Source organism: Photobacterium sp. TLY01 (genome assembly GCF_021432065.1).
In the GTDB taxonomy this organism is placed as follows: domain Bacteria; phylum Pseudomonadota; class Gammaproteobacteria; order Enterobacterales; family Vibrionaceae; genus Photobacterium; species Photobacterium halotolerans_A.
In genome coordinates, this window is sequence record NZ_CP090364.1 from 604,549 (window position 1) to 629,244 (window position 24,696).

25 protein-coding genes are annotated in these 24,696 nt (G+C 52.0%); 10 read left to right on the forward strand and 15 right to left on the reverse strand.

Translation table 11 applies throughout. From position 1 onward, the window contains the following. Position 1: 1 nt before the first annotated feature. The 3 genes from LN341_RS21860 to LN341_RS02985 form a co-directional block, all read right to left on the reverse strand. Positions 2 to 67, reverse strand: coding sequence for an FAD-dependent monooxygenase (locus LN341_RS21860; RefSeq protein ID WP_370643727.1), 66 nt, complete (start codon positions 65 to 67; stop codon positions 2 to 4). A gap of 2 nt (positions 68 to 69) precedes the next feature. Beyond that, positions 70 to 759 carry a dienelactone hydrolase family protein gene (locus LN341_RS02980; protein WP_234204006.1) on the reverse strand — a complete coding sequence of 230 codons (690 nt, stop codon included), beginning with the start codon at positions 757 to 759 and terminating at the stop codon, positions 70 to 72. Between the two features lie 62 nt (positions 760 to 821). Then, positions 822 to 1,979, reverse strand: a complete 1,158-nt coding sequence (locus LN341_RS02985; RefSeq protein WP_234204007.1) for an MFS transporter — start codon at positions 1,977 to 1,979, stop codon at positions 822 to 824. A 115-nt stretch (positions 1,980 to 2,094) separates the two neighbouring features. On the opposite strand from LN341_RS02985, the gene LN341_RS02990 reads away from it, so the two are divergent. The 5 genes from LN341_RS02990 to rlmM all read left to right on the forward strand — a co-directional run bounded on the left by LN341_RS02990 (position 2,095) and on the right by rlmM (position 6,130). Beyond that, positions 2,095 to 2,979 carry a LysR family transcriptional regulator gene (locus LN341_RS02990; RefSeq protein ID WP_046222006.1) on the forward strand — a complete coding sequence of 295 codons (885 nt, stop codon included), beginning with the start codon at positions 2,095 to 2,097 and terminating at the stop codon, positions 2,977 to 2,979. 95 nt (positions 2,980 to 3,074) lie between these two features. Continuing rightward, on the forward strand, positions 3,075 to 3,848 hold the full coding sequence (locus tag LN341_RS02995; protein WP_234204008.1) for an alpha/beta hydrolase: 774 nt from the start codon (positions 3,075 to 3,077) through the stop codon (positions 3,846 to 3,848). A 108-nt stretch (positions 3,849 to 3,956) separates the two neighbouring features. Then, positions 3,957 to 4,625, forward strand: a complete 669-nt coding sequence (locus LN341_RS03000) for an alpha/beta fold hydrolase (protein WP_234204009.1) — start codon at positions 3,957 to 3,959, stop codon at positions 4,623 to 4,625. Positions 4,626 to 4,663: 38 nt separating this feature from the next. Further along, positions 4,664 to 5,038, forward strand: a complete 375-nt coding sequence (locus LN341_RS03005) for a DUF423 domain-containing protein (protein WP_046222008.1) — start codon at positions 4,664 to 4,666, stop codon at positions 5,036 to 5,038. 9 nt (positions 5,039 to 5,047) lie between these two features. Next, positions 5,048 to 6,130 carry a 23S rRNA (cytidine(2498)-2'-O)-methyltransferase RlmM gene (rlmM, locus tag LN341_RS03010; protein ID WP_234204010.1) on the forward strand — a complete coding sequence of 361 codons (1,083 nt, stop codon included), beginning with the start codon at positions 5,048 to 5,050 and terminating at the stop codon, positions 6,128 to 6,130. Between the two features lie 23 nt (positions 6,131 to 6,153). Here rlmM and xni read toward each other — a convergent pair whose 3' ends face one another. The 5 genes from xni to queF form a co-directional block, all read right to left on the reverse strand. Next, on the reverse strand, positions 6,154 to 6,927 hold the full coding sequence (xni, locus tag LN341_RS03015; RefSeq protein WP_234204011.1) for a flap endonuclease Xni: 774 nt from the start codon (positions 6,925 to 6,927) through the stop codon (positions 6,154 to 6,156). 59 nt (positions 6,928 to 6,986) lie between these two features. After that, positions 6,987 to 8,360 carry a nucleotide 5'-monophosphate nucleosidase PpnN gene (ppnN, locus tag LN341_RS03020; RefSeq protein WP_046222011.1) on the reverse strand — a complete coding sequence of 458 codons (1,374 nt, stop codon included), beginning with the start codon at positions 8,358 to 8,360 and terminating at the stop codon, positions 6,987 to 6,989. A 229-nt stretch (positions 8,361 to 8,589) separates the two neighbouring features. Then, positions 8,590 to 10,116, reverse strand: coding sequence for a GGDEF domain-containing protein (locus tag LN341_RS03025; protein ID WP_234204012.1), 1,527 nt, complete (start codon positions 10,114 to 10,116; stop codon positions 8,590 to 8,592). Positions 10,117 to 10,345: 229 nt separating this feature from the next. Then, the gene (locus LN341_RS03030; protein ID WP_234204013.1) at positions 10,346 to 12,610 is read right to left on the reverse strand and encodes a lipopolysaccharide assembly protein LapB; all 2,265 of its coding nucleotides are present in this window, start codon (positions 12,608 to 12,610) and stop codon (positions 10,346 to 10,348) included. Between the two features lie 107 nt (positions 12,611 to 12,717). Next, a complete protein-coding gene (gene queF, locus LN341_RS03035; RefSeq protein WP_234204014.1) occupies positions 12,718 to 13,563 on the reverse strand; it encodes an NADPH-dependent 7-cyano-7-deazaguanine reductase QueF in 846 nt (281 codons plus the stop codon). A 67-nt stretch (positions 13,564 to 13,630) separates the two neighbouring features. On the opposite strand from queF, the gene syd reads away from it, so the two are divergent. After that, positions 13,631 to 14,185 (forward strand): SecY-interacting protein, encoded by a 555-nt coding sequence (gene syd / locus LN341_RS03040; RefSeq protein WP_234204015.1) that lies wholly within the window; start codon positions 13,631 to 13,633, stop codon positions 14,183 to 14,185. A gap of 3 nt (positions 14,186 to 14,188) precedes the next feature. Then, positions 14,189 to 14,959 (forward strand): Zn-ribbon-containing protein, encoded by a 771-nt coding sequence (locus LN341_RS03045; protein WP_234204016.1) that lies wholly within the window; start codon positions 14,189 to 14,191, stop codon positions 14,957 to 14,959. A 63-nt stretch (positions 14,960 to 15,022) separates the two neighbouring features. Here the strand turns inward: LN341_RS03045 and LN341_RS03050 are convergent, their stop codons facing one another. The 4 genes from LN341_RS03050 to LN341_RS03065 form a co-directional block, all read right to left on the reverse strand. After that, positions 15,023 to 15,310, reverse strand: coding sequence for a hypothetical protein (locus tag LN341_RS03050; protein WP_234204017.1), 288 nt, complete (start codon positions 15,308 to 15,310; stop codon positions 15,023 to 15,025). Positions 15,311 to 15,341: 31 nt separating this feature from the next. Next, positions 15,342 to 15,572, reverse strand: a complete 231-nt coding sequence (locus tag LN341_RS03055) for a DUF2789 domain-containing protein (RefSeq protein ID WP_120513921.1) — start codon at positions 15,570 to 15,572, stop codon at positions 15,342 to 15,344. A 1,372-nt stretch (positions 15,573 to 16,944) separates the two neighbouring features. Then, positions 16,945 to 17,247, reverse strand: a complete 303-nt coding sequence (locus LN341_RS03060; RefSeq protein WP_234204018.1) for a DUF3301 domain-containing protein — start codon at positions 17,245 to 17,247, stop codon at positions 16,945 to 16,947. A 35-nt stretch (positions 17,248 to 17,282) separates the two neighbouring features. After that, positions 17,283 to 18,329 (reverse strand): DUF3549 family protein, encoded by a 1,047-nt coding sequence (locus tag LN341_RS03065; RefSeq protein ID WP_234204019.1) that lies wholly within the window; start codon positions 18,327 to 18,329, stop codon positions 17,283 to 17,285. A 142-nt stretch (positions 18,330 to 18,471) separates the two neighbouring features. Between LN341_RS03065 and LN341_RS03070 the strand changes: the two genes are divergently transcribed. From LN341_RS03070 to LN341_RS03080, 3 genes are all read left to right on the forward strand, one after another. Then, positions 18,472 to 18,798 carry a YqcC family protein gene (locus tag LN341_RS03070; RefSeq protein ID WP_234204020.1) on the forward strand — a complete coding sequence of 109 codons (327 nt, stop codon included), beginning with the start codon at positions 18,472 to 18,474 and terminating at the stop codon, positions 18,796 to 18,798. After that, positions 18,795 to 19,547, forward strand: coding sequence for a tRNA pseudouridine(65) synthase TruC (gene truC, locus LN341_RS03075; protein WP_120513925.1), 753 nt, complete (start codon positions 18,795 to 18,797; stop codon positions 19,545 to 19,547). The genes LN341_RS03070 and truC overlap by 4 nt, the downstream gene beginning before the upstream one ends. Positions 19,548 to 19,667: 120 nt before the next feature. After that, positions 19,668 to 20,123 (forward strand): flavodoxin, encoded by a 456-nt coding sequence (locus LN341_RS03080; RefSeq protein ID WP_234204846.1) that lies wholly within the window; start codon positions 19,668 to 19,670, stop codon positions 20,121 to 20,123. Between the two features lie 71 nt (positions 20,124 to 20,194). On the opposite strand, the gene LN341_RS03085 is transcribed toward LN341_RS03080, so the two are convergent. From LN341_RS03085 to map, 3 genes are all read right to left on the reverse strand, one after another. Continuing rightward, positions 20,195 to 20,575: a DUF3461 family protein gene (locus LN341_RS03085; RefSeq protein WP_120513926.1), complete on the reverse strand. Its 381-nt coding sequence runs from the start codon at positions 20,573 to 20,575 to the stop codon at positions 20,195 to 20,197. Between the two features lie 204 nt (positions 20,576 to 20,779). Continuing rightward, entirely contained in the window at positions 20,780 to 23,410 is a 2,631-nt protein-coding gene (gene glnD, locus LN341_RS03090) for a bifunctional uridylyltransferase/uridylyl-removing protein GlnD (RefSeq protein WP_234204021.1), read from the reverse strand. 174 nt (positions 23,411 to 23,584) lie between these two features. After that, on the reverse strand, positions 23,585 to 24,382 hold the full coding sequence (gene map / locus LN341_RS03095; protein WP_046222023.1) for a type I methionyl aminopeptidase: 798 nt from the start codon (positions 24,380 to 24,382) through the stop codon (positions 23,585 to 23,587). Positions 24,383 to 24,696: the final 314 nt, after the last annotated feature.

Consider the following 24,696-nt stretch of genomic DNA (forward strand, 5'->3'; position numbering starts at 1 on the left):
CTTACCCCTTCAGCACATAAGCCAGTTTCCACGCCAGATTGATTGCATCCTGCATCCCTGTATTCATATTCAGGCCTCAATAAACGCTTGGGTATAACGAAATGCCCGCTGGTTTGCTTTACTGTCAAACCGGGAACCATAACCCCCTGTGCCAATCTCTTCTTTGGTGAAGCTGTGCTGGGCATTACCGAGCAATGAGACTTGCCAGTCATTGCCCACAGTTGCCATTTCATCAGCAAAGCGATTGACTTCCTGCATGGGAATATGCGGGTCGTTTGTGCCTTGAATGAGCAAAAATTGGGTGGTGTTTGCTTGCTGGAGAGGCGACGGTGAAGACGGGGTTCCATGGATTGAAATTACTTTTTCCGCCCGCGCTTCTGAGCGGCCGGTTTCAAAAGCAATACTGCCGCCAAAGCATACACCGGCATAGCTGAGCTGCTCTTGTGTTGTCCCCAGACATTCGGCATACACTGGGGCCAGTGCTGCCATTTTCTCGCGCAGCGCCAGCGGGTTACTCAGCGTCTGGCGGATAAAAGGGTCAGCATGGATTCCATAGTTTTTGGGCTGATTGTTCATACCATAAATATCGGTCAGTAACACTTTGCCGGACAGCGCCATCGCAAGCTGTTCAGCTTTCCGGACGGCATAATCTGTTTTACAGCCTTCCCAGTCAGGGAAATAAACAAGATGATGATTGTCTCCGAAATCAAAAAGTTCGCCGTTATATTGGCCATCGGGGGCGGTGATGATCAGTTGCATGTGTTGTATTTCTTCCTTGTGTGTGCCCCTTTCCTTTGAAAGGAAAGGGGGAATATGTTTGGTTAAGCGGCGACAGGTTGTGCTGATTTTTGGGTACTGATCGTCAGGCTGAGTAACAGACCCACCACACTGACTGCTGCAGCAATTAATGGCAGTAGCCCCAGTTCAACGCCGCCATCGATACTGATGCCACCCAGCCAGGCGCCACCAGCGTTGCCCAGGTTGAAGGCGGCAATGTTGAAGGCAGAAGCCAGAACCGGTGCCTTACCGGCTTCGGAAAGGACATAGGTCTGCAAGGATGGAATCGTGGCGAACATGGCCGCGCCAAACAGGAAAGTCACGATAACCATGGCAATGGTGGAGTGAGTCGCGAAGTACAGAGCGACGAGCGCAAGAATCAGTGCCATCAGTGTGACGCGCATACCAAAGACGATGCCTTTATTGGACAGGCGAGCCCCCAGGGGATTACCAACCGCCATTCCGAAGCCAAACAGCAGCAGCATGGCAGGGACGTAATCAATCGACATGCCGGTCAGTTCGGTCAGCATCGGAGAGATGTAAGTAAAGGCTGTGAAGGTGCCGCCGAAACCGAAGATAGTGATCAGCAGGGCGCGAATCATCCCAGGCTGTGCCAGCGCTCGGAATTCTGCGGCCAGATTGCTTGTTGCTTCCTTCTTAATGGATGGCAGTAATTTGGCAATCGACAGTGCAGACAATACGCCCAGAACGGCAATGACGTAGAACGCAGAGCGCCAGCCCAGTTCCTGACCAATAAATGTGCCCAGCGGCGCACCGAAAATGTTCGCCAGTGTGGCGCCCATAAACATGGCTGCGATAGCACTGGCCTGCTTGTCGGCCGGAACCAGTTTGGTGGCAACAACAGCACCCAGACCAAAGAAGGTCGCCTGAGCAAGTGCGGTCACCAAACGTGCAACCAGCATGGTTTCATAACTCGGGGCGATCGCGCAGGCGATGTTGCCCAGAGTAAACAGCAGCATGAGTCCAATCAGGACAGGTTTTCTTTTCAGGCCGACCAGGAAGGGGGTCAGGAACGGTGCCCCCAGAACAACACCGAGCGCGTAGCCGGTGACTAAAAACCCGGATTGGCCGATGGTGATACTGAGATCGTTCGCGACTTCCTGCAATAACCCCATGATGACAAATTCGCTGGTGCAGATTGCAAAAGCGCCGATAGCAAGTGCCCAAATAGCAATTGGCATTGATTATTCTCCTATTTAATTGTGTAACTGAATATTACTGTGGTGTAATGCTGCATGAATCTGGAATAAGTAAAAACACGCTTTTATTTTTTTGACTCATTAGTAAAGGTTTTGAATGGACAAACTCACCAGCATGAATACGTTTGTAAAAGTGGTTGAGCAGGGAAGCTTTGCTGCGGCAGCAAATGAACTGGCTTTATCTTCAACGATGGTCGGAAATCATATTCGCTATCTTGAGGAGTTATTATCGACAAAGCTGATTTACAGAACGACAAGAAAACAGAGCCTGACTGAAGCCGGAAGGATTTATTATGGTCGTTGTATTGAACTGTTAAGTCAGATTACTGATGCAGAAATTGAAATTAAGGAATTTCATGATATGCCGAGAGGCTTGCTGCGTGTGAGTGCTCCGATCACTTTCGGTAATGTTTGCCTTGCATCAGAAATACATGAATATATGGCTCAGGTACCTGAGGTAGAACTGCAATTAATTTTGAGTGATTACTGTGTCGATCTGGTGAATGATAACTATGATGTTGCGATTCGGATCGGCGAGTTGCCGGAGTCGGGTATGGTTGCACGCCCGCTCAGGCCTTATCGCTTGGTCACCTGTGCATCCCCTGATTACCTTGAAAAACACGGTACGCCGAAAACCCCTGCTGATCTGGCTCTGCATAATTGCCTGTCTTTTAGTTATCACCACATTTTACGGCAATGGACATTTCATCAAAATGGTCAGGATTATCCGGTAAAGCTGAATGGTAATCTCAGTATTAATAATGGGCAGGGATTAAAAGCAACCGCTCTCAGTGGCGTTGGTATTATCATTCAGCCGGAGATATTGCTGCATCAGGAACTGAAAAGTGGGAAATTGGTTGAAATTCTCCATGATTTTGCAATTCCGTGTCGGCCAATGAATTTAATCTACTTACCAGACCGGAATATGCCGCCTAAGTTAAGGAGCTTTATTGACTTCATTGTAAATAAATGGGGGTATTAAACCGTTTTATTTATGAGAGAAAAAACAAAAGAGCAGATTAATGCTCCTATTGTTCTATGGCATTGTTAATCTTCTTTATAGTTAAGGAGGTTAATATGAAAAGGATGTTGTTTTTTATTTCTAAACTATCAATTATATTGACTGCATTGATTGCGTCACAAAGTCTTTGGGCAAAGAAAATTGATCATGTGGTTTTGGTACATGGTGCTTTCGTGGATGCATCCAGCTGGAATTCTGTGATGTCTATTCTGCTGGATAAAGGCTATCAAGTCACAGCCGTACAAAATCCCCTGACGTCTTTAAAAGATGATGTCGAGGCCATTCGACGGGTTTTAGACCGCCAGACTGCAGACACAATACTGGTCGGTTATTCCTGGGCTGGTGTGCCAGTGACTGAGGTTGGGAACCATGACAAGGTCAAAGGACTGGTTTATGTGGCAGCAATGGCGCCGGATAAAGGTGAATCCATTCATACATTGCAGCAAATCAAAGCAGAACAAGCCACCATGCCTGGTCTGCAAAGTGTGATTGATGATGGGTATGGCAACTATCTGATTGATCCTGCCGGATACCACTTTGCCTTAGCTCATGATGCAGATCCGGCAAAAACCCGGCTGATGGCGGCGTCGCAGATCCCGATGTCTATTGCGGCGTTTGATGAAGTCGTGGAGCAGGTCGCCTGGAAGACAAAACCTTCCTGGTATGCGGTGTCCTCAGAAGACAAAATCGTGTCACCGCAACTGCAGTTCTGGATGGCAGAGCGGATGGGTGCTCATACCATTTCCGTACCATCCGGACATGCATCGATTTTGTCATACCCGGATAAAATTGCCGCTCTGATTGATACGGCTGCCCGACTGTCTGATTAATCTCAAGTCGGATTGGCTATTGAAATGATGTGAGGGTCAGTAGTACTGTGCAAACCCTTGATCCACTGTAAAGCGGGTCAAGGGTTTTTTATTTTATCAGGGGGATGTTTGGTGGATTATTTAATCGACATGCCAGAAAACGGCCAGTTTACTGCGACCTTTCTGTTTGCCCACGGCGCTGGCGCCGGGATGGATCATGCGTTTATGACGGCGATTGCCCAAGGCTTGGTTGCTGAAGGGATTCGCGTGGTACGTTTCGATTTTCCCTATATGGTGAAACGGCGGGAAGACGGTAAAAAGCGCCCACCGGACCGGCAGCCAAAGCTGCTGACGGACTTTCAGCGTCATATTGAGCATTTCAGTCAGGATGGGCCGCTGGTGATCGGCGGCAAATCAATGGGCGGTCGCATGGCCAGCCTGATCGTCACAGAGGCGGCCGAATCGGCACCGGATGTGCGCAACTGTCAGGACAAGGTCTGCGGCATTGCCTGTCTGGGGTTCCCGTTCCATCCGCCGGGTAAACCGGAGAATTTTCGCGGCGATCACCTGAAAACGATCGCTGTCCCGACCCTGATCCTGCAAGGCGAACGCGATACCTTTGGCACCCGTCCTGAGGTGGAAGGGTGGTCTTATGCCGACACAGTGACGCTGTCTTTTCTGCCGGACGGTGACCACAGCTTCAAACCACGCAAAGCCTCGGGTTTCAGTGAAGCCGGTAATCTGGCGCAGGCTGTCGCTGTGCTGGCCCGCTTTATTCACCAGTGCGTATCAAACTAAGATCATTCCATGAATAAAAACACAGAAGGACAGAGTGAATGCAGAGCCGGAGCATGATTATTTTTGCCGCGATCAGCGGTGCCATTGGGGTCGGTTTCGGGGCCTTTGCCGCCCACGGGCTGAAAGGGCATCTCAGCCCGTATTTGCTGGATGTGTTTCAAACCGGTGTGGATTACCAGCTCTGGCACAGTCTGGCTTTATTTGGCTGTGGTATTTGGGCACGCAATTTTTCTGCAAAAGCGCTATCATACGCGGCCCTGTTATTTGCTGTGGGGATCTGTCTGTTCAGTGGCAGCCTTTATCTGCTGGCATTGACGGGGATGAAGTGGCTTGGTCCCGTAACACCACTGGGGGGACTGTGTTTTATTCTAGCCTGGTTGTCACTTGCTGTGGCAGCCTGGCGTTCTGCGTGAGGACTCGTGGTGAATCAGGTTCTGTTGTACTGCCGTCAGGGATTTGAAAACGAATGTGCCGGAGAGGTGCAGGATAAAGCCAATAAACTCGAATTGTTTGGCTTTCCGCGTGCGAAGAAAAATACCGGTTATGTATTGTTTGAATTTTATCAGGCAGGGGATGCGGATAAGTTCGTACAATTACAACCGTTTTCTGAGCTGATTTTTGCCCGTCAGATGCTGGTCGTGACAGCACGTCTGGAAGATTTACCCACAGATGATCGGATCAGCCCTATTCTGGCTGAGGCGGACGCCTTGCCGCGTTGTGGCGATCTGCGGGTAGAAACCCCGGACACCAACGAAGCCAAAGAACTGCTGAAGTTCTGCCGCAAGTTTACTGTGCCATTGCGTCAGGCATTTCGTAAGCAAGGGGCTTTGTACGCGAAAGATAACCCGAAAAAGCCGGTGTTGCACTTGTGCTTTACTGAGCCAGGCTGTTGTTTTATCGGCTATTCCTACACCAATAACAACTCGCCGTTTTTCATGGGGATCCCACGGCTGAAATTCCCGGCGGATGCACCTAGCCGTTCTACCCTCAAGCTGGAAGAGGCATTTCATGTCTTTATTCCGCGTGAAGAGTGGGATGAGCGACTGGCCTCAGGGATGTGGGGCGTGGATCTCGGGGCGTGCCCGGGTGGCTGGACCTATCAGCTGGTCAAGCGCTCCATGTTTGTCCATGCGATCGATAACGGACAGATGGCCCAGAGTCTGATGGATACGGGGCAGGTGAAGCATCATATGGTGGATGGCTTTAAGTTTGAGCCACCACGTAAGAATGTGACCTGGCTGGTGTGTGACATGGTTGAAAAACCAGCCCGTGTTGCGCACTTGATGGGACAGTGGCTGATTAAGGGCTGGGCCAAAGAAACCATCTTTAACCTGAAACTGCCCATGAAAGGTCGTTATGAGGAAGTGTTGCAGGATATTGAAAACCTGAAAGTATTTCTGATTCAGAATGGCTTGAAATTCCGCCTGCAGGCCAAGCATTTGTATCATGACCGTGAAGAAATCACTGTTCATATCCAGAGCCTGGATAACCGTAGTCCTCACTAGCCGATCATTTAGCGGCGGGCAGTTCAGCCCGCCGTCTGAAATCGGATATCCTGCAAATTAAAGCCAAGCTCTAAATCGGTTTTCAGCCTGGCTACCGCTTTACTGGCTCTGGCGCTGTCTTTGTTGGCTTCAATTTTCTTGCGCCATTTCTCCGGGAGATTGTCGGCGGACAAAATACTGTCGAGATCCGGGTACTGCTGCAACAATTCACACGCCGCCTTGGGGCCGATTCCCGGTACGCCCGGAATTTTGCTTGAGCTGATCCCCGCCAGTCCCCAGTAATCGGGCAGTTGCTCGGGACGAACCCCGAATTCTTTTGCGATGAAGGGGCTGTCCAGCCAGCGCTGCTGAAAGTAATCGCGGATCATTACAGTCGGGCGCAGAAGCTGACAGTAGCCTTTGTCGGTCGATACGATCGTGACCTGGCCGCCATGATCGGCCACTTTGAGCGCCAGGGTGGCAATCAGATCATCAGCTTCATCCCCATCAGACAGCAGGGAGTCGACACCCAGTGTCATGAAGTCGTCCTGGATCTGCTCCATCCCAGCCTGCAGTTCCGGCGGCATCGGTTTGCGCCCTTCTTTGTAATTGGGCAACAGCTCAGCCCGCCAGCCTCTGTCATCACCATGATGGTCAAACACCGCCACGATATGGGTTGGCTGGCTGATGGCAATAATTTTACCCAGTGCCTGACAGCACACTTTACTGGTGTTGGCGATATCGGGCTCGCCCGGCTGGGCGGCATGGACACGGCGGATCAGGTTGAGAGCATCAATGATGACTAAGTGTATGGACATAAATTTCAACAATCGTAAAACAGGGCCTGCTGGCCCTGTATTCTACGTTGCATGGCAAATTATTTCACCATATCGGGGTGGGTGAGGATCCGGTAGCAGGGAATATACTCGCTGCCGGGCAGTTTCATGCGCCGCTGCGCGACGAAGTTTTTAAGCAGCTTATCCATGCGTTTCATCAAAGACGGATCCCCGTTGATCAGAAACGGGCCTTTGCGCTCAATTTCCTTGATCCCCTCTTCTTTGACATTACCGGCGACAATGCCGGAAAAAGCGCGGCGTAAATTTGCGGCAAGTTGTTCCGGCCGCTGATTGAAATGCAAATCCAGACTGCCCATGGCCTCATGAGTGGGTTCAAAGGGCAACTGAAATTCCGGCGGGATTTTCAACGACCAGTTGTAACAGTACGCATCTCCGGTTTCCTGGCGGTACTCCTTGGTTTGCGGCATGGCTGCTTTCATGATGCGGGCCACTTTTGCCGGATCATCAATGACAATCTGATAATGCTTGGTTGCTTCTTCACCTAAGGTATCGCGGACGAAGCTGTCCAGGGTGCGGAAATACGGCTCACTGCTTTTCGGACCGGTGAGCACCACAGGTAAAGGTTGATCCTGATTTTCCGGGTGCATCAGAATCCCGATGATGTAGAGCAGTTCCTCTGCGGTGCCGGCTCCCCCGGGGAAAATAATGATACCGTGGCCGACACGGACAAAGGCTTCCAGGCGTTTCTCAATATCTGGCATGATCACCAGTTCATTGACGATAGGGTTTGGCGGCTCGGCGGCAATGATGGAAGGTTCGGTCAGGCCAATAAAGCGGCTTTTACCGTATCTTTGCTGAGCATGGCCGATGGCCGCGCCTTTCATTGGCCCTTCCATGGCACCGGGTCCGCAACCGGTACAGATATTCATCTCACGAAGCCCTAGCTGGTGGCCGACATCCCGGGTGTACTGATACTCTTCCGGGTTAATGGAGTGGCCTCCCCAACAGACCACGATATTGGGATCTTCCCGTGAGCGGACGGTCTGGGCATTTCGCAGAATACTGAAGATGAAATTGGTGATGTGCGGTGCACTGGTCAGGTTTAAATCGTTGCGCTGGTTGACATGTACGTTGACGTAAATAATGTCCCTTAGCACGGCAAACAGGTGTTCCTGGATACCGCGAATAATTTTACCGTCGACAAAGGCGTGTTCAGGTGGATCTTTGAGTTCGAGTTTTATCCCACGCTCTCTTCTGAGAACATTGATATCAAATGATTTATTGAGTTCCAGCAGTGCGTTGGAATCGTCACTGTTACTGCCTGAGTTGAGAACAGCCAGTGAGCAGTTGCGGTAAAGGCGATACAGGTCGCTGGCCGCTGTGGCTTTCAGACTGTCCACTTCGAGCTGCGACAGCAGCGTCATGGCGCCAACCGGACTGATATGTGTAATCATGCTTACCTCCCTGGAGACGAATACAGACGCCAGATACGTCTGTATGTAAGCGATTTTCCTGGCGGATAAAAGATCGACCGCGGATGGAAATACCGGACATTTTTCCTGGTCCGTATTATTGAACATACACAGGCTTATCAGGTTTGCCTAGGGTTGGGTGAAAAAAAAGAGGTTGTGTAGCAGTGAGTTAGAGCCTGGGAGAACCGCTGACTGAGTGAATTATCAGTGATTAAGCGATCCAGATCAGGTGGTTGCGCCCGGCGTGTTTGGCGCTGGCCAGGGCTTTTTGTCCCCGCTCGATGACTTTGGCTGGCGTGTCGGTATCATCAAACAGCGTCGCGCCGAGAGAGGCAGAAACGGTGACGTTCTTGTCTCTGAACCGGAAGGGAAGTTGCAAAATCGCTTCACGGATACCGGACAGCCGGCGATGACGTTCCTCTTCTGTGATATCTGGCAGGATCAGCATGAACTCATCATTGCCGACTCGGGCGATAAAGTCGGTATCCCTGAGGTGTTGATGCAGGGTACGGGCAATGATTTTCAGCACTTTGTCGCCAGCCTGAAAACCATAGGTGTCATTGAGATCCCCGAAATGATCGAGATTGATAACCGCCAGACACAGCGGATGCTGATAGCGGATCCAGCGGCGGTATTCGTGTTCGAGCCGGTCATGAAAGGCTGCCCGGTTGTAAACGCGGGTCAGTGGGTCAAGGAAAATCCGGCGTTGCAGATCTTCAATCTGACGATGCTGATTCTGTGTTTGCTGATACAGGTGTTCGGCACGATTCTGGTGATAGTGCAGTTGCTCCAGCAGCGCCTGTTCACGGTTTTCCAGCGAGCGCTGGCGCTCGACCAGTTGTTTGAGTGAAGTATCCAGCGCATGTGCGGCGCCGCGCCAGCTTTCCAGGTTCGTGTACTGAGACAGCGCCTGGTGGAAGCGATCGGACAGTTGCCCCAGCTCGGCAGTCAGTTCAGAACGGTGTTTGTGCAGGGCTTGTCCCTGATCGGCGGTCTGACGCGTTGTTTGTTCCAGGGCAGCCAGATCACCGCTGATGACATCCAGAAATTTCTGTGAATGGCGACGTTCGTGAATAAAGCTGTCCAGCGCCAGACGCAGCACTTCCAGGCAAAGCTCGACCAGTGAAATAGGCGCGACACCGGCGAGTAACTGGTGCCGTATCGCCAATAACTGTTCGCCGGATTCTCCCTCAGCATCAAGCTCTGTGATAATCTGCTGCAGCTCGTTGCACAGCTTTTGCTGTAAATCGTCGTCTTTTGACCTGGATTCCCGTTCGATGCTGACCGGGACGGTCAGGAGTTTCAGTGCCCTGTCATACAGTCCGAATAGCTGGGTGATTTGCTGGTGGCTGTGGTGAAGAGAATCCGGTGCCTGAGACAGCAGATCATGAATGTCGCGTTTGAGCTGAACGGGCAGGGCAGGGATACGTTTCAGGCTTTCAGAACTTTGCCGGATCAGTTCAGAGAGGCGTTCCATGGTCGAATGGGTGGAGGTTTGCCGGAGCAACAACCGTTCGACCTGAGCCAGATGCGGCACAATTTTGCTGATATCTTTGTTTTGCTCGAGATCGGTACGCAGGATATCCAGCCGTTTGTCCAGCTCGCTGTCCAGGCCTTTGCAGGCCACGGACATACGAGCAATCAGGCGTTTTAAAATAACGATCTCACGACGCGATTTTAATGACACATCGCGGTAGGACAATTGAGCCTGATCCAAACGCAGCTTCAATTCACTCACATCAGAAGCTGCATTATATTTCGCAGTCACGTCGACTAATGATTACCTTATCTACCCATCCGTTACAGCCAGCGCCAGGCACTGGACAAGCTCGGATGTTAGCAAAAATGTTCTGATGAGTTGAACATTATTAGCGGCTTGTTTTGTCAGACACAAACGCTCGTGTGCTTTTTATGCGATTTCGTGATCTTTGTGCTTCTAAACTGCGGAAATACTGAGCGTTTTCTCTTCACAGATGCCGGTGCCAGTCATATTCCTGATGGGATGAGGTCTGGACTCGGACCAAACCTTTATCCATTGCCAGTATGCATGCCCGGCGGATATTCTCGCCGGCAAAGCTGGCGGCCGGGGCCGCTTCGATGGCACTCAGGTGAACCCACTGGCTGCCCGTTTCGGTTTTGCTGATCTGGCGGGCAGCATGGGTGGCCATCAGCAAAATGTCGAGTAGCTCCTGATCATTAATGGCGGTGCAGGCTCGTGGCAGGAATGGATACTCGGCCATCCCGATGCGTACCCGGCTGTCGAGCTGCCTTTCATTCATGAAGCTGTCCACCAGTTGTCTGATGGAGTCAGCCAGTTGCTGAGGGGCGCTTTCCAGGCGCGAGTTCGGCTCGATGTACAAGAACATGGCATCAGAAAAATGGTACAAACGGGCCGGTTCGCAAATCTGGGCCTTGAGGTAATCACCAAACTGGCGTTCCAGTTCCAGCCCCTGCTGATAACCATGTTCCAGATAGACATGTTTGAGGAGCGGGACTTCAAACAGCGCAAAACGCAACCGATCACTCAGGGGTTCGTTGATAATTTCTCCCAGGTGCCACTGTTCGAAATGCGCGCTGCTCTGTTGCAGTGAGCTGGAGAGTCTGGCATTGAGCATTCTCAGATTGCGCAGACCGCTGCGGGGGTGGGTGTAGAATTCATCCCGCAGCAGTGTCAGTCGTTCTCGCCAGCGGCGTGCAGCTCTGTGGCGGTACCAGAGCACCAGCAGGGCCAGCAGCAAGCCGAACAGCAGCACTGTGGTCATGTTTTTTTGCTGATACAGGGCTTTTTCTTGCGAGAATTGCTGGCGTTCCAGCTCTTCCAGCTGCAGTGCCCGTGCCATCATCCGCTGTTGCTGGCGGAACACTTCGGCATTACTTTTGACCTGATTTTCCTGCAAAGAGGCATACAGCTGCTCGTAACGACGCTGGCTCAGCAGGGCGTTGTAGTAGTCTTTCTGCTTCTCAAATGCAGCTGACAGGCTGGTTTCTCCCTGCATTTGTAAAGCCGGCTGGGCCTTGGGCAAACGGCTGGCCGCCAGCAGGGCTGCCTGAATGGTCGAAATTGCCTGCTCTGTTTTTTCTTCTGCCAGCTCCAGTTGCCCCTGAAGCAGCTGCGTCTGGAGCTGGGTGATCTCATCGTCGCTTTCCTGCGCCAGCTGACGGGCATGGTGCAGGTATTGTTCGGTTTTCGGGTAGTTATAGAGTTTGAGATAGACGCGGGCGATACTCAGGCGCAGCTTGGCAGAGCGAGTGGGCAAGCGGAGCTGATTTTCCTGATCTAAGGCATTGAAATAATGCACCAGCGCAAGGTTGTAGCGGCCCTGCTGTTCGTAAATACTCGCTATCAGCGCCAGGGTGCGGGCCAGCGGAATGGTGCGATTGAAATGTTCGAAAAACTCTCCGGCCTGTGTTGCGTGCTCCAGGGCTTTGTCAAACACTTTACGTTCATCGTAGAGTGTCGCCAATTCCAGATTGGCGATCGCCATTTTGCCGTGATCGTCTGTTTCCTGGGCCAGCCAGTAGCCGCTCAGCAAGCGATCCAGGGCCAGATCATAGTGCTGGTGCCGTAAATAATGCCTTCCGTGATTGAGCAGGAAGTTGATTTCTTCTTTGGGGGCGTCAAGCTCAGACAGATCACGCTTGGCGCGGATATACATTTTTTCTGCCACTCTTTCATCGCCCAGAGTGGATTCCATATCGGCGCGCAGCATCAGTAACTGGTACTGGAGTATTTTGATTTGATCGCTGCGTTGCAGTTTCTCATCACCGGCAATCACCTGATCGATTTTATCCAGCCGGGCTGCCGCGGAGGAGGCATCGCCCATCCCGTGCCACAGGATTTCTGCATGAATGAGCTGGGTTTCGAGCAAGGTATAGCTGAAGGCATTTTCAACCGCCAGTGCTTCAGCTTGGTTGATGGTGTGAATGGCATCGCTTTGCGCATTGAGCAAAGACTGTGCTCTGGCTTTGATTTGCAGGGCATTGATGGTGCTCAGCGGCGTGCGGACAGAGTGGTCAGTTTCTTCATTGACATGAACGCGTGAGTTGTCGGCAGGCACACTGAGCCGGCGTTGGTTCAGATAGCGTTCGGTGATCTCCAGTGCTTTTTCCGGGCTGGTTTCCAGCAGGAGATCCGCATCGGCCAGAATCGGAGTGGCATAAATTTTCGCCTGAGCCGGCAGGGCTGTGAGAAACAAAAGCAGGATGCTGAAGAGCCAGTAACGACAGTTCATAGCGCACTTATCCATCAGGAAACACGGCCCTCATATTACTGCCTCATGACGTCAAGTCCAGCAAAGTAAAGTGATTTGCCGGACTTGACTGCTAAGCAGGCGAGCCTTTACTGACGTGCCATGCGATCGTTATTGCTTGGCGTCTTGCCCTGATTGGTACGGTAAGGGTTAATATCCAGACCGCCACGGCGGGTGTAACGGGCGTAAACAGTCAGTCGCTCCGGCTGACACAAACGCATGAGATCTGTGAAGATGCGCTCGACACATTGTTCGTGAAATTCATTGTGATTGCGGAAAGAGACCAGGTAGCGCAGCAGCTTTTCACGATCGATCCGCTTGCCTTTATAGGCAATCCGCACGCTGCCCCAGTCTGGCTGGCTGGTGATCAGGCAATTCGATTTCAACAGGTGGCTGTGCAGCACTTCCTCAACCACCTCGCCACTGGCGGCATTGTTGAGCAGATCAGGATCAAAGTCGAAACTGGTAATCTCAATATCCTGATCATCGATACATTCACCGGCAAAATCCACGATAGGCTGATCGGTAAAATCACTCAGCGGCTGGATAGTCACGTCCACGTCCATCCCGGCGCAGGCTGATAAATCTTTCTGCAGAATATCTGCCACTTCCTGCCAGCTGCCGAAACGGGTATTGTTCAGGCTGTTCAGGAAGAGTTTGAAAGACTTGGATTCAATCAGGTTAGGGCTGCTGGCGGGCAGGCGTACTTCACCGATAGCCACCTGCGGCAGTCCTTTGCTGTTGAGCCAGGATAGCTCGTACAGTGTCCAGATGTCATACCCGGTGAATGGCAGGTCGTCGCTTAGCGACAGATCATCACGATTTAGCTTACGCGGCACGGCCTGCAGCAGAGTGGGATCGTATTGATCTTTGTATTCGCTTTTTTGGCCAAGAGTTAAACCGGCTAGTTCTTTCGCGTCTTTGTATTTGCTCATATTGTCCTGGACACACACACTTGGATTAGAATAGGCAAAGTTTACTGAATCTTGCTTGAGGTTGCGAATGAATCATCCTGTAACGGCCGCATTGGCTGAATTTTCTTCCCATTTTATTAACGTGTGGCACGATGAGCGCGCCTGTCTGCCCTGCAGCAGCGATCTGATTGGCCTCACATCTCCTTGTGTTGAAACGGATAATGGCGATACCGTGAGCTGGAAGCCGGTAGCGCGTGAGCCTGCTGGTCGTTTTGATGCCGTTGAAACGGGGATTGAACTGCGCCTGCATCCGGATATTACTGCGTTTTACGGCAGCTTTTTCAGTGGCGATATGGCTGCTCGCTTTAACGATCTGGAATTTGATCTGTTACAGGTGTTTAGTGAATCGGATCATCAACGTTTGCAGGAGAATATTCTGGGTCACCTGGTCACTCAGCGCCGGTTGAAACTCAAGCCGACTGTCTTTATCGGGGTGATGGAGGCAGAAGATCAGGTGATCGCTATCTGTAATCTGACCGGCAACGTCATTCTCGAGACGCTGGGCAAACCAGACCGGGAGGTGCTGGCGTACGATGTCGAGACCTTTATCCGCCAGCTCGAGCCTGTTGTGAAGGTGAGTTAAGCCATGTATGTCGTTGAACTACAGTTTGAATGCTTTGACAACACCACAGTTGCGGCGGTGGAGCAGGCGATCAATGGCCTGATGGATGCGCTGCGTTATAACGGCCAGGTGCTGGGGCGGGAGTTCCCTGTCGTGATGGATGAGGCTGTGTTTAAAGTGCGGGCTGTCTGTCCGGAGAAAACCAGCCTGCATAGTCAGTTTCACAGCCCGCAGGTAAAAGCGGGGATCAACCGGCTGACACAGGCCAGTTTGCTGGCCCCGAAAATTAAAGTGTTGGGGCGTGATATCAATTCGGAAGCCACTGCCGAAGAAGCTCCGGCATGGCAGGTGCTGTATACCACGTATGTGCACACCTGTTCGCCGCTGCGCAGCGGTGACAGCTTATTGCCGATCCCTTTGTACCGGATACCGGCGACGTTTAACGGCGATCATAAAGCCTTGGTCAAATGGCAGACCGAATGGCAAGCCTGTGATGAAATTCAGATGGCCGGAGGCTGTAAGGCCGAACATGCGGCTTTGCACGAAATCCGTGACGCCGACAGCGATTTATTCCGCCGAGGCTGGGATTTACGCGGCAGAATTGAATACCTGACCAAAGTGCCTACCTATTATTATCAGTACCGGGTGGGGGGGATCAGTCTGGAGACGGAGGCAAATCGCCCTTGTCCTAAATGCGGACAAGCCTGGCGAGTGGATGAGCCGATCCACGGTATCTTCCACTTCAAATGCGATCCATGCCGGCTGGTGTCCAACCTTTCCTGGGATTATCAGTAGTCGCGGCTTGTCACCGCCCGTCGCTGGCAGGCAACGGGCGGTGAGTGCGCGTAAAATGACGGGTTATGTGTCTTGCAGCGTTTGCTCCAGAGCGGACAGGCGTGCTGTCAGGCTGGCGACTTGCTGCTCCAGCGCGGCAATGCGCTCGCTGTCGCTGAGCTGTGCTGTATCGCGGGTTTTTATCTCTGGCACTTTGGCATGCTGTTTCCAGCTTTTAAGGGCCTGAATGATCACAGGCATAGGCAAAGGCTCACTCAGGCGGGCTTTGACCAGCGCGACACTGGGCTCTTTTCCTTCCGCGATGAGCGTTGAGATGGCGCGTTCCAGCGCATCGGTAATTGCAGATGACATACTTCTTCCTGAAAGAGTGGCTCGGGTTCATTTATTTTCGTAGCAAAGTGTCCAATTGATCAATCACTTCGCACCAATCGGCATCTGCAGCCATCGATTCTTTGAGAAAACGGCGCTGGGCGGGTTGCCAGAAATCAGCCTGGGCGATGGTTTCGCCCTGCTTGAGGTTATGGTCGCGAATGAAGCCCTCTATTGATTCCTTGGATGAATTCATTCCTAACTGATTGAATAAACTGTGTAAGTCATGGCTGAATGTTTCCATCTTGCTATCCCCCTACTGGTGTTTGCAATAAGTATAGTGGGGAATAGCCGTCAATTCGTCTCTGTAATTTGTGAGAGATCGCTTACAAGCCTGTAAGACATACTGAAATCTTGCTATGGCGGTTAGCCTAAATGAAAGTTAATTTGCATTTATTATCAATCACTTAGTTCTGGTTTGTGCATGGGGTGTAATCCGGGGTGCTAACGGGTGTTTCCAGTGTGCTTGTTCGAGCCGGGATATAGCGTAATCTTAACCCTGTCGGAAGGAGCTGACACGGAACAGGAACATGAGCCACGGAGTTGGCAGTCTCAGGAAGAGACACGGTCTTCAGGATGAGGGCTGACATGGAGAGTTCGGAAACTGCAGGATGCAGTCAGTGCAAGCAGGATGTTTGCCGTCAGGATGACACAAGGATGATGCTTCAGGAAGAAGCCAGGGACACCGCCAGGATGGCTGTTGAGAGTTAACCCGGGATGGGGAACGGGTCAGGAGACCAGGACACTTCAGGATGAAGTTCAACAAGGGAAGCGCTGAAGGATACAGCATACAAAGGAATGATGCAGGGAGCACCGTTGTAGTAGGAAGCTACAGGTAAGACCTAAGGGCGCAACGCAAGTTGCGCCCATTCTTTTATAACTGGCATGTCGCATAGCACTCGCTCCAACAGCCCGCCCACTTCTGCTTTCTTGTCTCATACCCTGTATTGGCGGTACTGAACTGCGACGGCTTTTTACGCCTTATACCATTTCATATTTTGCCTGCAATCTTGTAAGCGATCTCTCACAAAATCGTGAGAAATATGCGTTTCCTGTTATCTATCCCAACGCACAAATATAGAAATTTAACTTTAAATTCAATGTCTTATGTTTTTGTTTGTTCGTGAGCCGATCTTTGGGCAATGAGCAAGTTAAAGACAGTACTGTGCCCGGCGCGTAATTATCGTAGTCTTAGAGGTGTCGAAGGAATTGACACACGGAACAGGAAAACGGCCAGGGAGCAGGGTCGGTTACGGATGATAGTGAAGGCGAGGACAGCTTTCACGCTAGGGATGGTTCAGGACATGGCGGGATGCCGGCTGCAGTATTCAGGATGATACTGCTCAGGACGAGACAGGGATACTTTCAGAACGAAAGCAGGGACACCGCCAGGAAGGTCGAAGAGAGTTATTTCAGGATGAAGTAACGGATCAGGAGATCAATGGACACGTTCAGGATGAGCGTTTAAAGGAAAATCGCCGACGGATTCCGGCGCATCAAAGGAATGAGGCAGGGAGCCTATGTGTAGCCGGATTGCTGCAAGTAAGACCTAAGGGCGCAACGAAAGTTGCGCCCGTTTTATTTTGTGGTGTGGCAAAACCGGCGCGGAAAACCGTTCAGCCCGGCATATGGTGTGGCGGCACATAAAATTGTACCGGGCGCAGTCCCTTGAAGGTGGCCGATCCCTGATACGCATCAGCGCCGTCAGCTGAAAACTCAAATAAGTACAGGGTTTGCCAGCACCAGTTACCTGCATCATCTTTCAGGCGGTGCGATCCTCTGGCCACACTGAGCACCTGCAACCCTAGCTGCTGGCAGCGTTGAGTAATAAATTGCTGGGCCAGCTCGCTCTGCCGCCTTTGCTGCCAGAACAGGTAGCCCAGTATGGCCAGTGCCAGTATGCCAAGTAAATTATCCATCCGTGGGATGTCCTTTTTAGTTCCGTTTCATTGTTTTATTGGCCGCGAGTGGCTTGTTGCAGCCGGGTAATGGCCTCAGTCAGCTCGGCATTGGCAGTGCTGTGCAGCACCTGCAACATAGTACCGCGCAGTGCTGGCAGCATGACGAGATCGGCAAACAGCTGATTGAATAAATTCTGATCCTGAGTCTGGGCCAGGCGCAGCAAAAACTGGCTGGCTGAATCTATGTCAGCTAACCCCTTCCAGCATCGGCCGGCAATGGCAACCAGCATTTCAGGATGGCAAAGTTCAGGCTTTGCCAGTATGCCCTGAAGCTCCCGGTTCAGCATAGCCGTCTCGGCACCTGACATGGCACGCAGCAACGCAGACAACAGGAAAATGTCGGTTTCTTGTGCAGCGAGCTCGTGTTGAATACGTTCAGCCAGACGCTCAGACAGCGCCACAGGCAACTCACAGTGTTCCAGACAGCCCAGCAACGCGTACAGCGGCGTCATAGGGAGATTCTGCAGCGCCTTGCGCAGGGCGGTCGCGTTATTTTCCTGCTTCATACGGGCGCAGATATCTGCCAGTCCCTGTAAGCCGACGCCCTGCCATTGTGCCCAATCCAGTTTACCGCTGAGATAGACCTGAGCATGTTCGTAATACTGGCTGGCTGGCAACGCCAGTTGCTGACGCAAATGGGCGTGGAAGATCGCCATTTTGTCGTCTTTTGGCTTGAAGGTGTACGGGTTGGCCGCCAGCTTTTCCTGCTCTTCTTCTGTCGGCACTGCATTGAGAGTGGCGCCCATGGCTTCGATGACATACTTAATGAAATCACCGACTGCAGCCTGTTTGAGTAAGCCCCGCTCATCCAGCGGCAGCCTGAGGAACCAGATCCACGGAGGATTGCCCGGCTGCCAGAATGAAATCGACAGGTGAGCATGCTGCTGTAACGGCCATGGATAAGGCTGGCGGTTATCTTCAACTGCTTTGAAGGTGTCTCGCTCGATTTCACAGACCCGGCGGCCCAGATCGAAAATCTTATACTGGCATCCGGCATTGTCCAACAGTTGGGTCAGGGTGTGAAATTTATCCTTGGGCATGCTACTGGGCTCCTAGAGTTTGACGGCTTATGGTGGCGCATTATAGGGAGTTGAGCGTGAAGATGGTATCCTTGCGCGCCAGTTGTCCGGCTGAGCTCACCCTCAGCTATCAAGTGAGTTATGTTGATCCAGGAGTACAGCATTGGATTGTTACGAAAAAACCACCCGTTTACTGGTACGGTTAGAACAGCAGTTACGCGCGCAAGGACTGTGGCAGCAAAGCCCGCCCAGTGAGGAAGCGCTGGCCAGCACTGAGCCATTTGCCATTGATACGCTGACATGTGCCGAATGGCTGCAATGGATTTTTCTGCCCCGTATGTATCATTTGGTCGAGGAAAGGCTGATGTTGCCGACTCAGTTCAATATTTACCCTTACGCGGAAGAGTCCGCCAAACTGGAACCTGAACTGGCCGGTGTGTTGCCGCTGATTGCTGAACTGGATCACTGGCTGGGCGGCGCGAACCAATGACAGAGCCAAATACTGAACTTGAGATCCTGTACCAGGATGAATATCTGGTAGCCGTCAACAAACCGGCCGGCATGCTGGTGCACCGTTCCTGGCTTGATCGTCACGAAACCCGTTTTGTGATGCAGACCCTGCGTGATCAGCTCGGTGGACAGCATGTGTTTCCGTTACACCGGCTCGACAAACCGACCTCTGGCGTACTGTTATTTGCACTCTCAAGCGAGATGGCCGCTGAGATGATGCCAAAATTTGCGGGCCGGGAGGTGAATAAAACCTATCATGCTGTGGTACGGGGCTGGGTGAAAGAAGCTGCAGTCCTGGATTATCCGCTCAAAGAAGAGCTGGATAAGATGAGCGACAAGCGGGCCTTGCAGGACAAAGCGCCGCAGGAAGCTGTCACCGCGTATCGTCCGCTCGCCAGAGTGGAAACCCAGATCCCTGTCGGCCGTTATGCGACCAGCCGCTATACCCTGATTGAAATGAAACCGGAAACCGGCCGTAAACACCAGCTGCGCCGGCACATGCATCATCTGAGTCATCATATCATTGGTGATGTGAACCATGGTGATGGCCGGCACAATCGCATGTTCAGGGAAAATTATGACTGTCACCGACTGATGCTGCATGCTTCTGCGCTGCAATTTATTCATCCGGTTACCGGTCTGCCGATAGAGATTCGTGCATCCGTGGATCAAAGCTGGCAGAGTGTGATGCAGGCCTTCCAATGGCCGCTGTCTTATCTGGACGAATAAAATCATCGTTTTTGATTGCAGGATCGCGCATTTGTGTTTCGGCATTTGCATCTGACAGGTACAGCGTTCAGAGTAATCTCAGGTTTTTGAAATTTATACAGGGAGTGAGGTGTGACTGTGATGGCAACGATTGGTGTATTTGTGGGCTCCGTGTTTGGCGGGGCTGAGGAAGTTGCTGAAGAAATCGTCAGCGAGCTGAAAACCCATGGCCACGATGCGGAACTGTTCACAGATCCCAGTCTGGATGATTTTCTTGCTTACCGGGATCAGGTCGCGCTGGTGGTTACTTCCACCACAGGGCAGGGGGAGATCCCCGAAAACCTGTTACCGCTGTATACGGCGCTGAATGATCAGTTCCCGCTGATGCCGTCGCTCAACTATGGCGTGATAGCGATGGGGGATTCCAGTTACGGTGAGGACAGATACTGTGGCGGTGGCCGGCAGTTTGACGCATTACTTCAGGAGCTGCAGGCTAAGCCCGTGACTTCGCGTCTGGATATTGATGCCTGCGTCAATTTTGATCCGGCGGAAGCGGCGCTGCCCTGGCTGCAGGATTTTATGAAAAAAGTGCAGTAATTCAAGTCGCTCACACAGCAGTATTCAAACAGGGCACCACAGCAGGTGCCCTGTTTCTGACTTACGACTTATCACTTCAGTTTGGCCAGATCGGATTCGATCTCGGCAATTTTATGGCTGACCACCTGTTCCAGATGGCGTAAATCGTCCAGAATCTTTTTCTTGATGTCGACATCGGTGTGGCGTTTTTTGGTGATTTTATCTAGCTCGTCGGTCACAAAAGTCAGCTTGCGGTTGATCTCCGAGACTTCCTTGGCTTCACGGTTGCCGCTGTTTACGATGACAGACTTAGACTGGCGTTGAAATTTGAACTTCATGCTTTTGGCAAAAAGCTCTCCTTTTGCTTTGGCGAAGTAGATTTTCAGAATGTCATTCGCAGCTTCCTGGCGCAGACTATAACTTTCAATGCGTTCAGGGTGTTCGATGCCCAGGCTGGTAAGGTTGGGGTACATGGCGGCCTCGTGTTGTTTCAGTCAATAAACCGTCTGCGCTCAGTACAACAAATGCGAACCCAAGTGGCATTTCACTGGCGTTGATAGAGGCAGTTTGTTGCTACTCTAGCAATTTATGCGGGTTAAATCTTGCATGCGGCGCAGAATCTGCGTCAAGGATTCGCAACAGCCCGTCATGTTTCGATGACGGGCTGACTGCTTTGGCTATGTCGCGTCGTCAATACGTTCAATCAATGCCGCCTTGAGCGCCGACTCCTGCTCTGTGGTCAGTTGCTGACCTTCCTCATTGACCAGAATAAAAAAGTCTTCTGCTCGTTCCCCTATGGTGGTGATCTTGGCGGCCTGCAGACTGACATTCAAGTCTGCAAACACTGAGCCTATCCGGGCAAGCAGTCCCGGCATGTCCAGCGCCACCAGCTCCATCATGGTCTTTTTGCCGGTTTTGGTTGGCAGAAAATCGACCTGGGTTTTGACGTTGAAATGGCGCAGTTTGCGCGGCGGACGCTTATTGCGCCGCACCGACACCATAGTGTCCAGGGCATGGATAAGATCGTCCCGAACTGTGGCGCGGCGGTTGTCCGTCAGAGGATCGCCGTTTGGATCGAGCACCATGAAGGTATCTAAGGTGTAGCCATCTTTACTGGTCATGATTTGTGCATCATGAACGCTGAGGTTTTTCTTATCCAGCTCGGCCACGACAATGGCAAACAGCTTGGCTTTGTCCCGGCTGTATACGAACACTTCGGTACCGCCACGGGTCGGCTTTTTACTGATCAGGATCAGTGGCTCATCCGGATTATCATGTTTCAGCAGCGCTTCGGCATGCCAGGCAATCTGCTGGTGGGTGTGACGCAGAAAATAGTCGGCTTTAAAACGTTGCCAGAGCACGTCGACTTCACGCTGGCTGAAGCCCTGGCTGCGCAGCAGGGCAGAGGCCATCTGCTGGTTGTGACGAATACGTTCGCGGACATCGGGCGGGTTTTCAAGGCCGCGGCGCAGCGCTTTCTGGCTGGAGTAATACAGCTCGGCCAGCAAGGTGCGCTTCCAGCTGTTCCACAGCTCCTGATTGGTGGCGCAGATATCTGCCACAGTCAGGCAAATCAGATAATCCAATCGCTCCTCATCGCGCACTGCCTTGGCAAATTCCGTGATCACATCCGGATCATAGATGTCTCTGCGCTGAGCGGTGACAGACATCAGCAGGTGATTTTTGACCAGCCAGGTGACCAGATTGGCTTCCGGACGGGACAAACCATGCTCAAGACAGAAACGGTAGGCGTCGTCTGCTCCGAGCTCGGAATGGTCGCCGCCTCGTCCTTTGGCGATGTCGTGGAAAATTGCCGCCAGTATCAGCAATTCTTTTTTCTGAATACGCGGATACACTTCACAGCAGATAGGGTGCAGCTCCCGGTTGGCCGGATCGCTGAATTTGTTCATGTGTTTGAGTAGGCGGACACTGTGCTCATCAACGGTATAAACGTGGAACAGATCGAACTGCATTTGCCCGACGATTTGGCTCCACTGTGGCAGATAAGCGGCAAGCACACCGTGGCGGTGCATCAGGCGGAAAGCTTTGTTCAGGGCATTTGGCTGGCGCACCAGTGCCATGAATTTTTCGCGGGCTTCAGGAATATCGACCAAAAAGCGGTTCAGACGCCGGCGAGCAGTGCGTAACTGGCGCAGCGTGGGGGCTGAAATGCCTTCTATCTCTGAATTGCCTGCGATATGCAGGAACATGTCGAGAATGGTTTCCGGACGCGCCTGAAACAGAGCGGGTTTCCTGGCTTCGATCAGGTTGCCGACCAGGCGGAAATCTTCATCCAGATCGACTGTGGTTAAGGTATCGCCGTTTTTCAGGATGGCCTGATCAAACAGCTGCAGCAGCATTTTATTGAGTTCAGCAACGCGTCTGAGCGTTCGGTAGAACTCTTTCATCATCATTTCGACCGGCTTGTTACCTTCACCGGTATAACCCAGTTTTTGCGCCACGGAGGCCTGATGTTCGAAGGTCAGCCGGTTATCGTAACGTTTGAGCTCGCTATGCAGGGCAAATCGGATGCGCCACAATGAGGCCTGGCATTCATATAACTCACGGTATTCAGCATCGGTCAGAAATCCGAATCGGCTCATTTCCAGCAGGTTGGTCGCGCCGAAATGGCGGCGGGCGACCCAGCTCAGGGTGTGAATGTCCCGCAGACCGCCGGGGCTGGATTTGATATCCGGCTCCAGGTTGTAAGTGGTGTCGTGATAGCGGGCATGACGGATGCGCTGCTCTTCGACTTTGGCACGGTAGAAGGCTTCACTGGGCCAGAACTTGCCGGAATTGACCTGATCCTGTAATTGCAGAAAGCTGTCTTCGCTGCCACACAGCAGGCGGGCTTCCTGAAGGTTGGTGGCCACGGTCAGATCTTCCAGCCCGATATTAATACACTCTTCAATGGTACGGACGCTGTGACCCACTTCCAGCCTGAGATCCCACAATAGGGTCAGAAATTCACTGATTTGTTTGCCTGTGTGGTTGTCAAGCGGGGTGGCACTGAGCAGCAGGATGTCAACGTCAGACAAAGGATGCAGTTCGCCGCGACCATATCCGCCAACCGCGACCAGTGAGAGATCGTCGCGCTGATCAAGCCCGAACTGGGGCCAGAGATGGCGAAGCAGTTGGTCAATACAGTCAGCTCTGGCTTCGACCAGTTCAGTCACCGGGACATGCTGGGAGAAGAGTAGCTGCTGCTGCTCGTTGAACTGATCCAGCTCAGCCTTGAGCACGGCCAGTCGCTGACCTGTGTCTTCGCCGCTGGTTGGTGTGTGTGGATCGGATTGTGTCTGTGTCATTGCTGTCCATGCCATGTTGAGGTGTCAGTGCCGGGCCAAAGTTTTTCCCCGGGTATGCGTGATTGCCAGGGGAAACGACCATCTTTCTACTCTAGCCTGATTTACAGCAACAAAAAAGCCAGCAATGTGCTGGCTTTGAGTCAATCATCAGTTGTTGTTTCACTGCGTGGCGGATTAGGCGTTTTTCATCACCCGCGGCAGGCTTTCTTCTTTACGCAGGGTCAGAATTTCACAGCCGGTATCAGTGACCAGCAGTGTGTGCTCCCATTGCGCCGATTTCTTGCCGTCGACTGTGTAGACCGTCCAGCCGTCCTCATCATCAAGGAGACAGCCGAATTTACCGGCGTTGATCATTGGCTCGATGGTGAAACACATGCCCGCTTTCAGCACAGTCCGGTCGGCGTTTTTATAGTGGACCACTTGCGGCTCTTCATGGAATTCATCACCGATGCCGTGGCCACAGTAGTCTCTGACGATGGTGAAACGGCTGTTGCCGTTCTTCACAAACTTCTGGATCGTGGTGCCAATTTCACCCAGTTTGGCACCTGGCTTCACTTTCTTGATGGCCTGATACAGGCTTTCCTGCGCGACACGGCACAGGCGTTTGTCTTCGAGTGAGACTTCGCCCACTTCGAACATCTTAGAAGTATCGCCGTGGTAACCATCTTTGATGACGGTGATATCAATGTTGATGATATCACCGTCTTTCAATACGTCTTGCTCACTGGGGATCCCGTGACACACCACATGGTTGATTGACGTACAGATGGATTTGGGGAAACCGTGATAGTTCAGCGGAGCCGGGATCGCACCCTGGGTTTCGGTGATGTACTCATGACAAATCCGGTTCAGCTCTTCAGTGGATACGCCAGGTTTGACATACGGCTCAATCATTTCCAGGACGTCGGCGGCCAGTTGGCCGGCCACGCGCATCTTTTCAATTTCTTCAGCCGTCTTGATCTTAATGCTCATGCAAACTTCTCTGCTCTGTCAGTCTCTATACTTTATATGGTATCAGCGGGAGCGGAGGATGAAAACTGACTTTGGTCTGCGCAGAAGATTTTGACTGGATTTTTGCGGTCTGAATATGGTATAAAGCGCGCCGTAATTTGGCATATTGTGCTTCGGCGAAAGTCAGCACAGCGGGTCAGATTACAAAAACATTATTTTATTTAATCACTCACACATATCGACACGTGCTCCGGGGTGCCCAAGGCTTATGCGTAAGTCGGCCGTAATCAGGTCAAGGGTCGGTAGCATGGGGTATGTGGACGCCTAACCCCAAT

Coding starts and splice junctions, on each gene's coding strand:
- LN341_RS02990 (WP_046222006.1), top strand. CDS start 2,095: ATGGACAAACTCACCAGCATGAATACGTTTGTAAAAGTGGTTGAGCAG.
- LN341_RS03060 (WP_234204018.1), bottom strand. CDS start 17,247: ATGGATAATTTACTTGGCATACTGGCACTGGCCATACTGGGCTACCTG.
- LN341_RS03045 (WP_234204016.1), top strand. CDS start 14,189: ATGTATGTCGTTGAACTACAGTTTGAATGCTTTGACAACACCACAGTT.
- LN341_RS03080 (WP_234204846.1), top strand. CDS start 19,668: ATGGCAACGATTGGTGTATTTGTGGGCTCCGTGTTTGGCGGGGCTGAG.
- truC (WP_120513925.1), top strand. CDS start 18,795: ATGACAGAGCCAAATACTGAACTTGAGATCCTGTACCAGGATGAATAT.
- LN341_RS03050 (WP_234204017.1), bottom strand. CDS start 15,310: ATGTCATCTGCAATTACCGATGCGCTGGAACGCGCCATCTCAACGCTC.
- LN341_RS03065 (WP_234204019.1), bottom strand. CDS start 18,329: ATGCCCAAGGATAAATTTCACACCCTGACCCAACTGTTGGACAATGCC.
- glnD (WP_234204021.1), bottom strand. CDS start 23,410: ATGACACAGACACAATCCGATCCACACACACCAACCAGCGGCGAAGAC.
- queF (WP_234204014.1), bottom strand. CDS start 13,563: ATGAGCAAATACAAAGACGCGAAAGAACTAGCCGGTTTAACTCTTGGC.
- LN341_RS03055 (WP_120513921.1), bottom strand. CDS start 15,572: ATGGAAACATTCAGCCATGACTTACACAGTTTATTCAATCAGTTAGGA.
- LN341_RS02980 (WP_234204006.1), bottom strand. CDS start 759: ATGCAACTGATCATCACCGCCCCCGATGGCCAATATAACGGCGAACTT.
- map (WP_046222023.1), bottom strand. CDS start 24,382: ATGAGCATTAAGATCAAGACGGCTGAAGAAATTGAAAAGATGCGCGTG.
- ppnN (WP_046222011.1), bottom strand. CDS start 8,360: ATGATTACACATATCAGTCCGGTTGGCGCCATGACGCTGCTGTCGCAG.
- xni (WP_234204011.1), bottom strand. CDS start 6,927: ATGTCCATACACTTAGTCATCATTGATGCTCTCAACCTGATCCGCCGT.
- syd (WP_234204015.1), top strand. CDS start 13,631: ATGAATCATCCTGTAACGGCCGCATTGGCTGAATTTTCTTCCCATTTT.
- LN341_RS03005 (WP_046222008.1), top strand. CDS start 4,664: ATGCAGAGCCGGAGCATGATTATTTTTGCCGCGATCAGCGGTGCCATT.
- LN341_RS02995 (WP_234204008.1), top strand. CDS start 3,075: ATGAAAAGGATGTTGTTTTTTATTTCTAAACTATCAATTATATTGACT.
- LN341_RS03085 (WP_120513926.1), bottom strand. CDS start 20,575: ATGTACCCCAACCTTACCAGCCTGGGCATCGAACACCCTGAACGCATT.
- LN341_RS02985 (WP_234204007.1), bottom strand. CDS start 1,979: ATGCCAATTGCTATTTGGGCACTTGCTATCGGCGCTTTTGCAATCTGC.
- LN341_RS03030 (WP_234204013.1), bottom strand. CDS start 12,610: ATGAACTGTCGTTACTGGCTCTTCAGCATCCTGCTTTTGTTTCTCACA.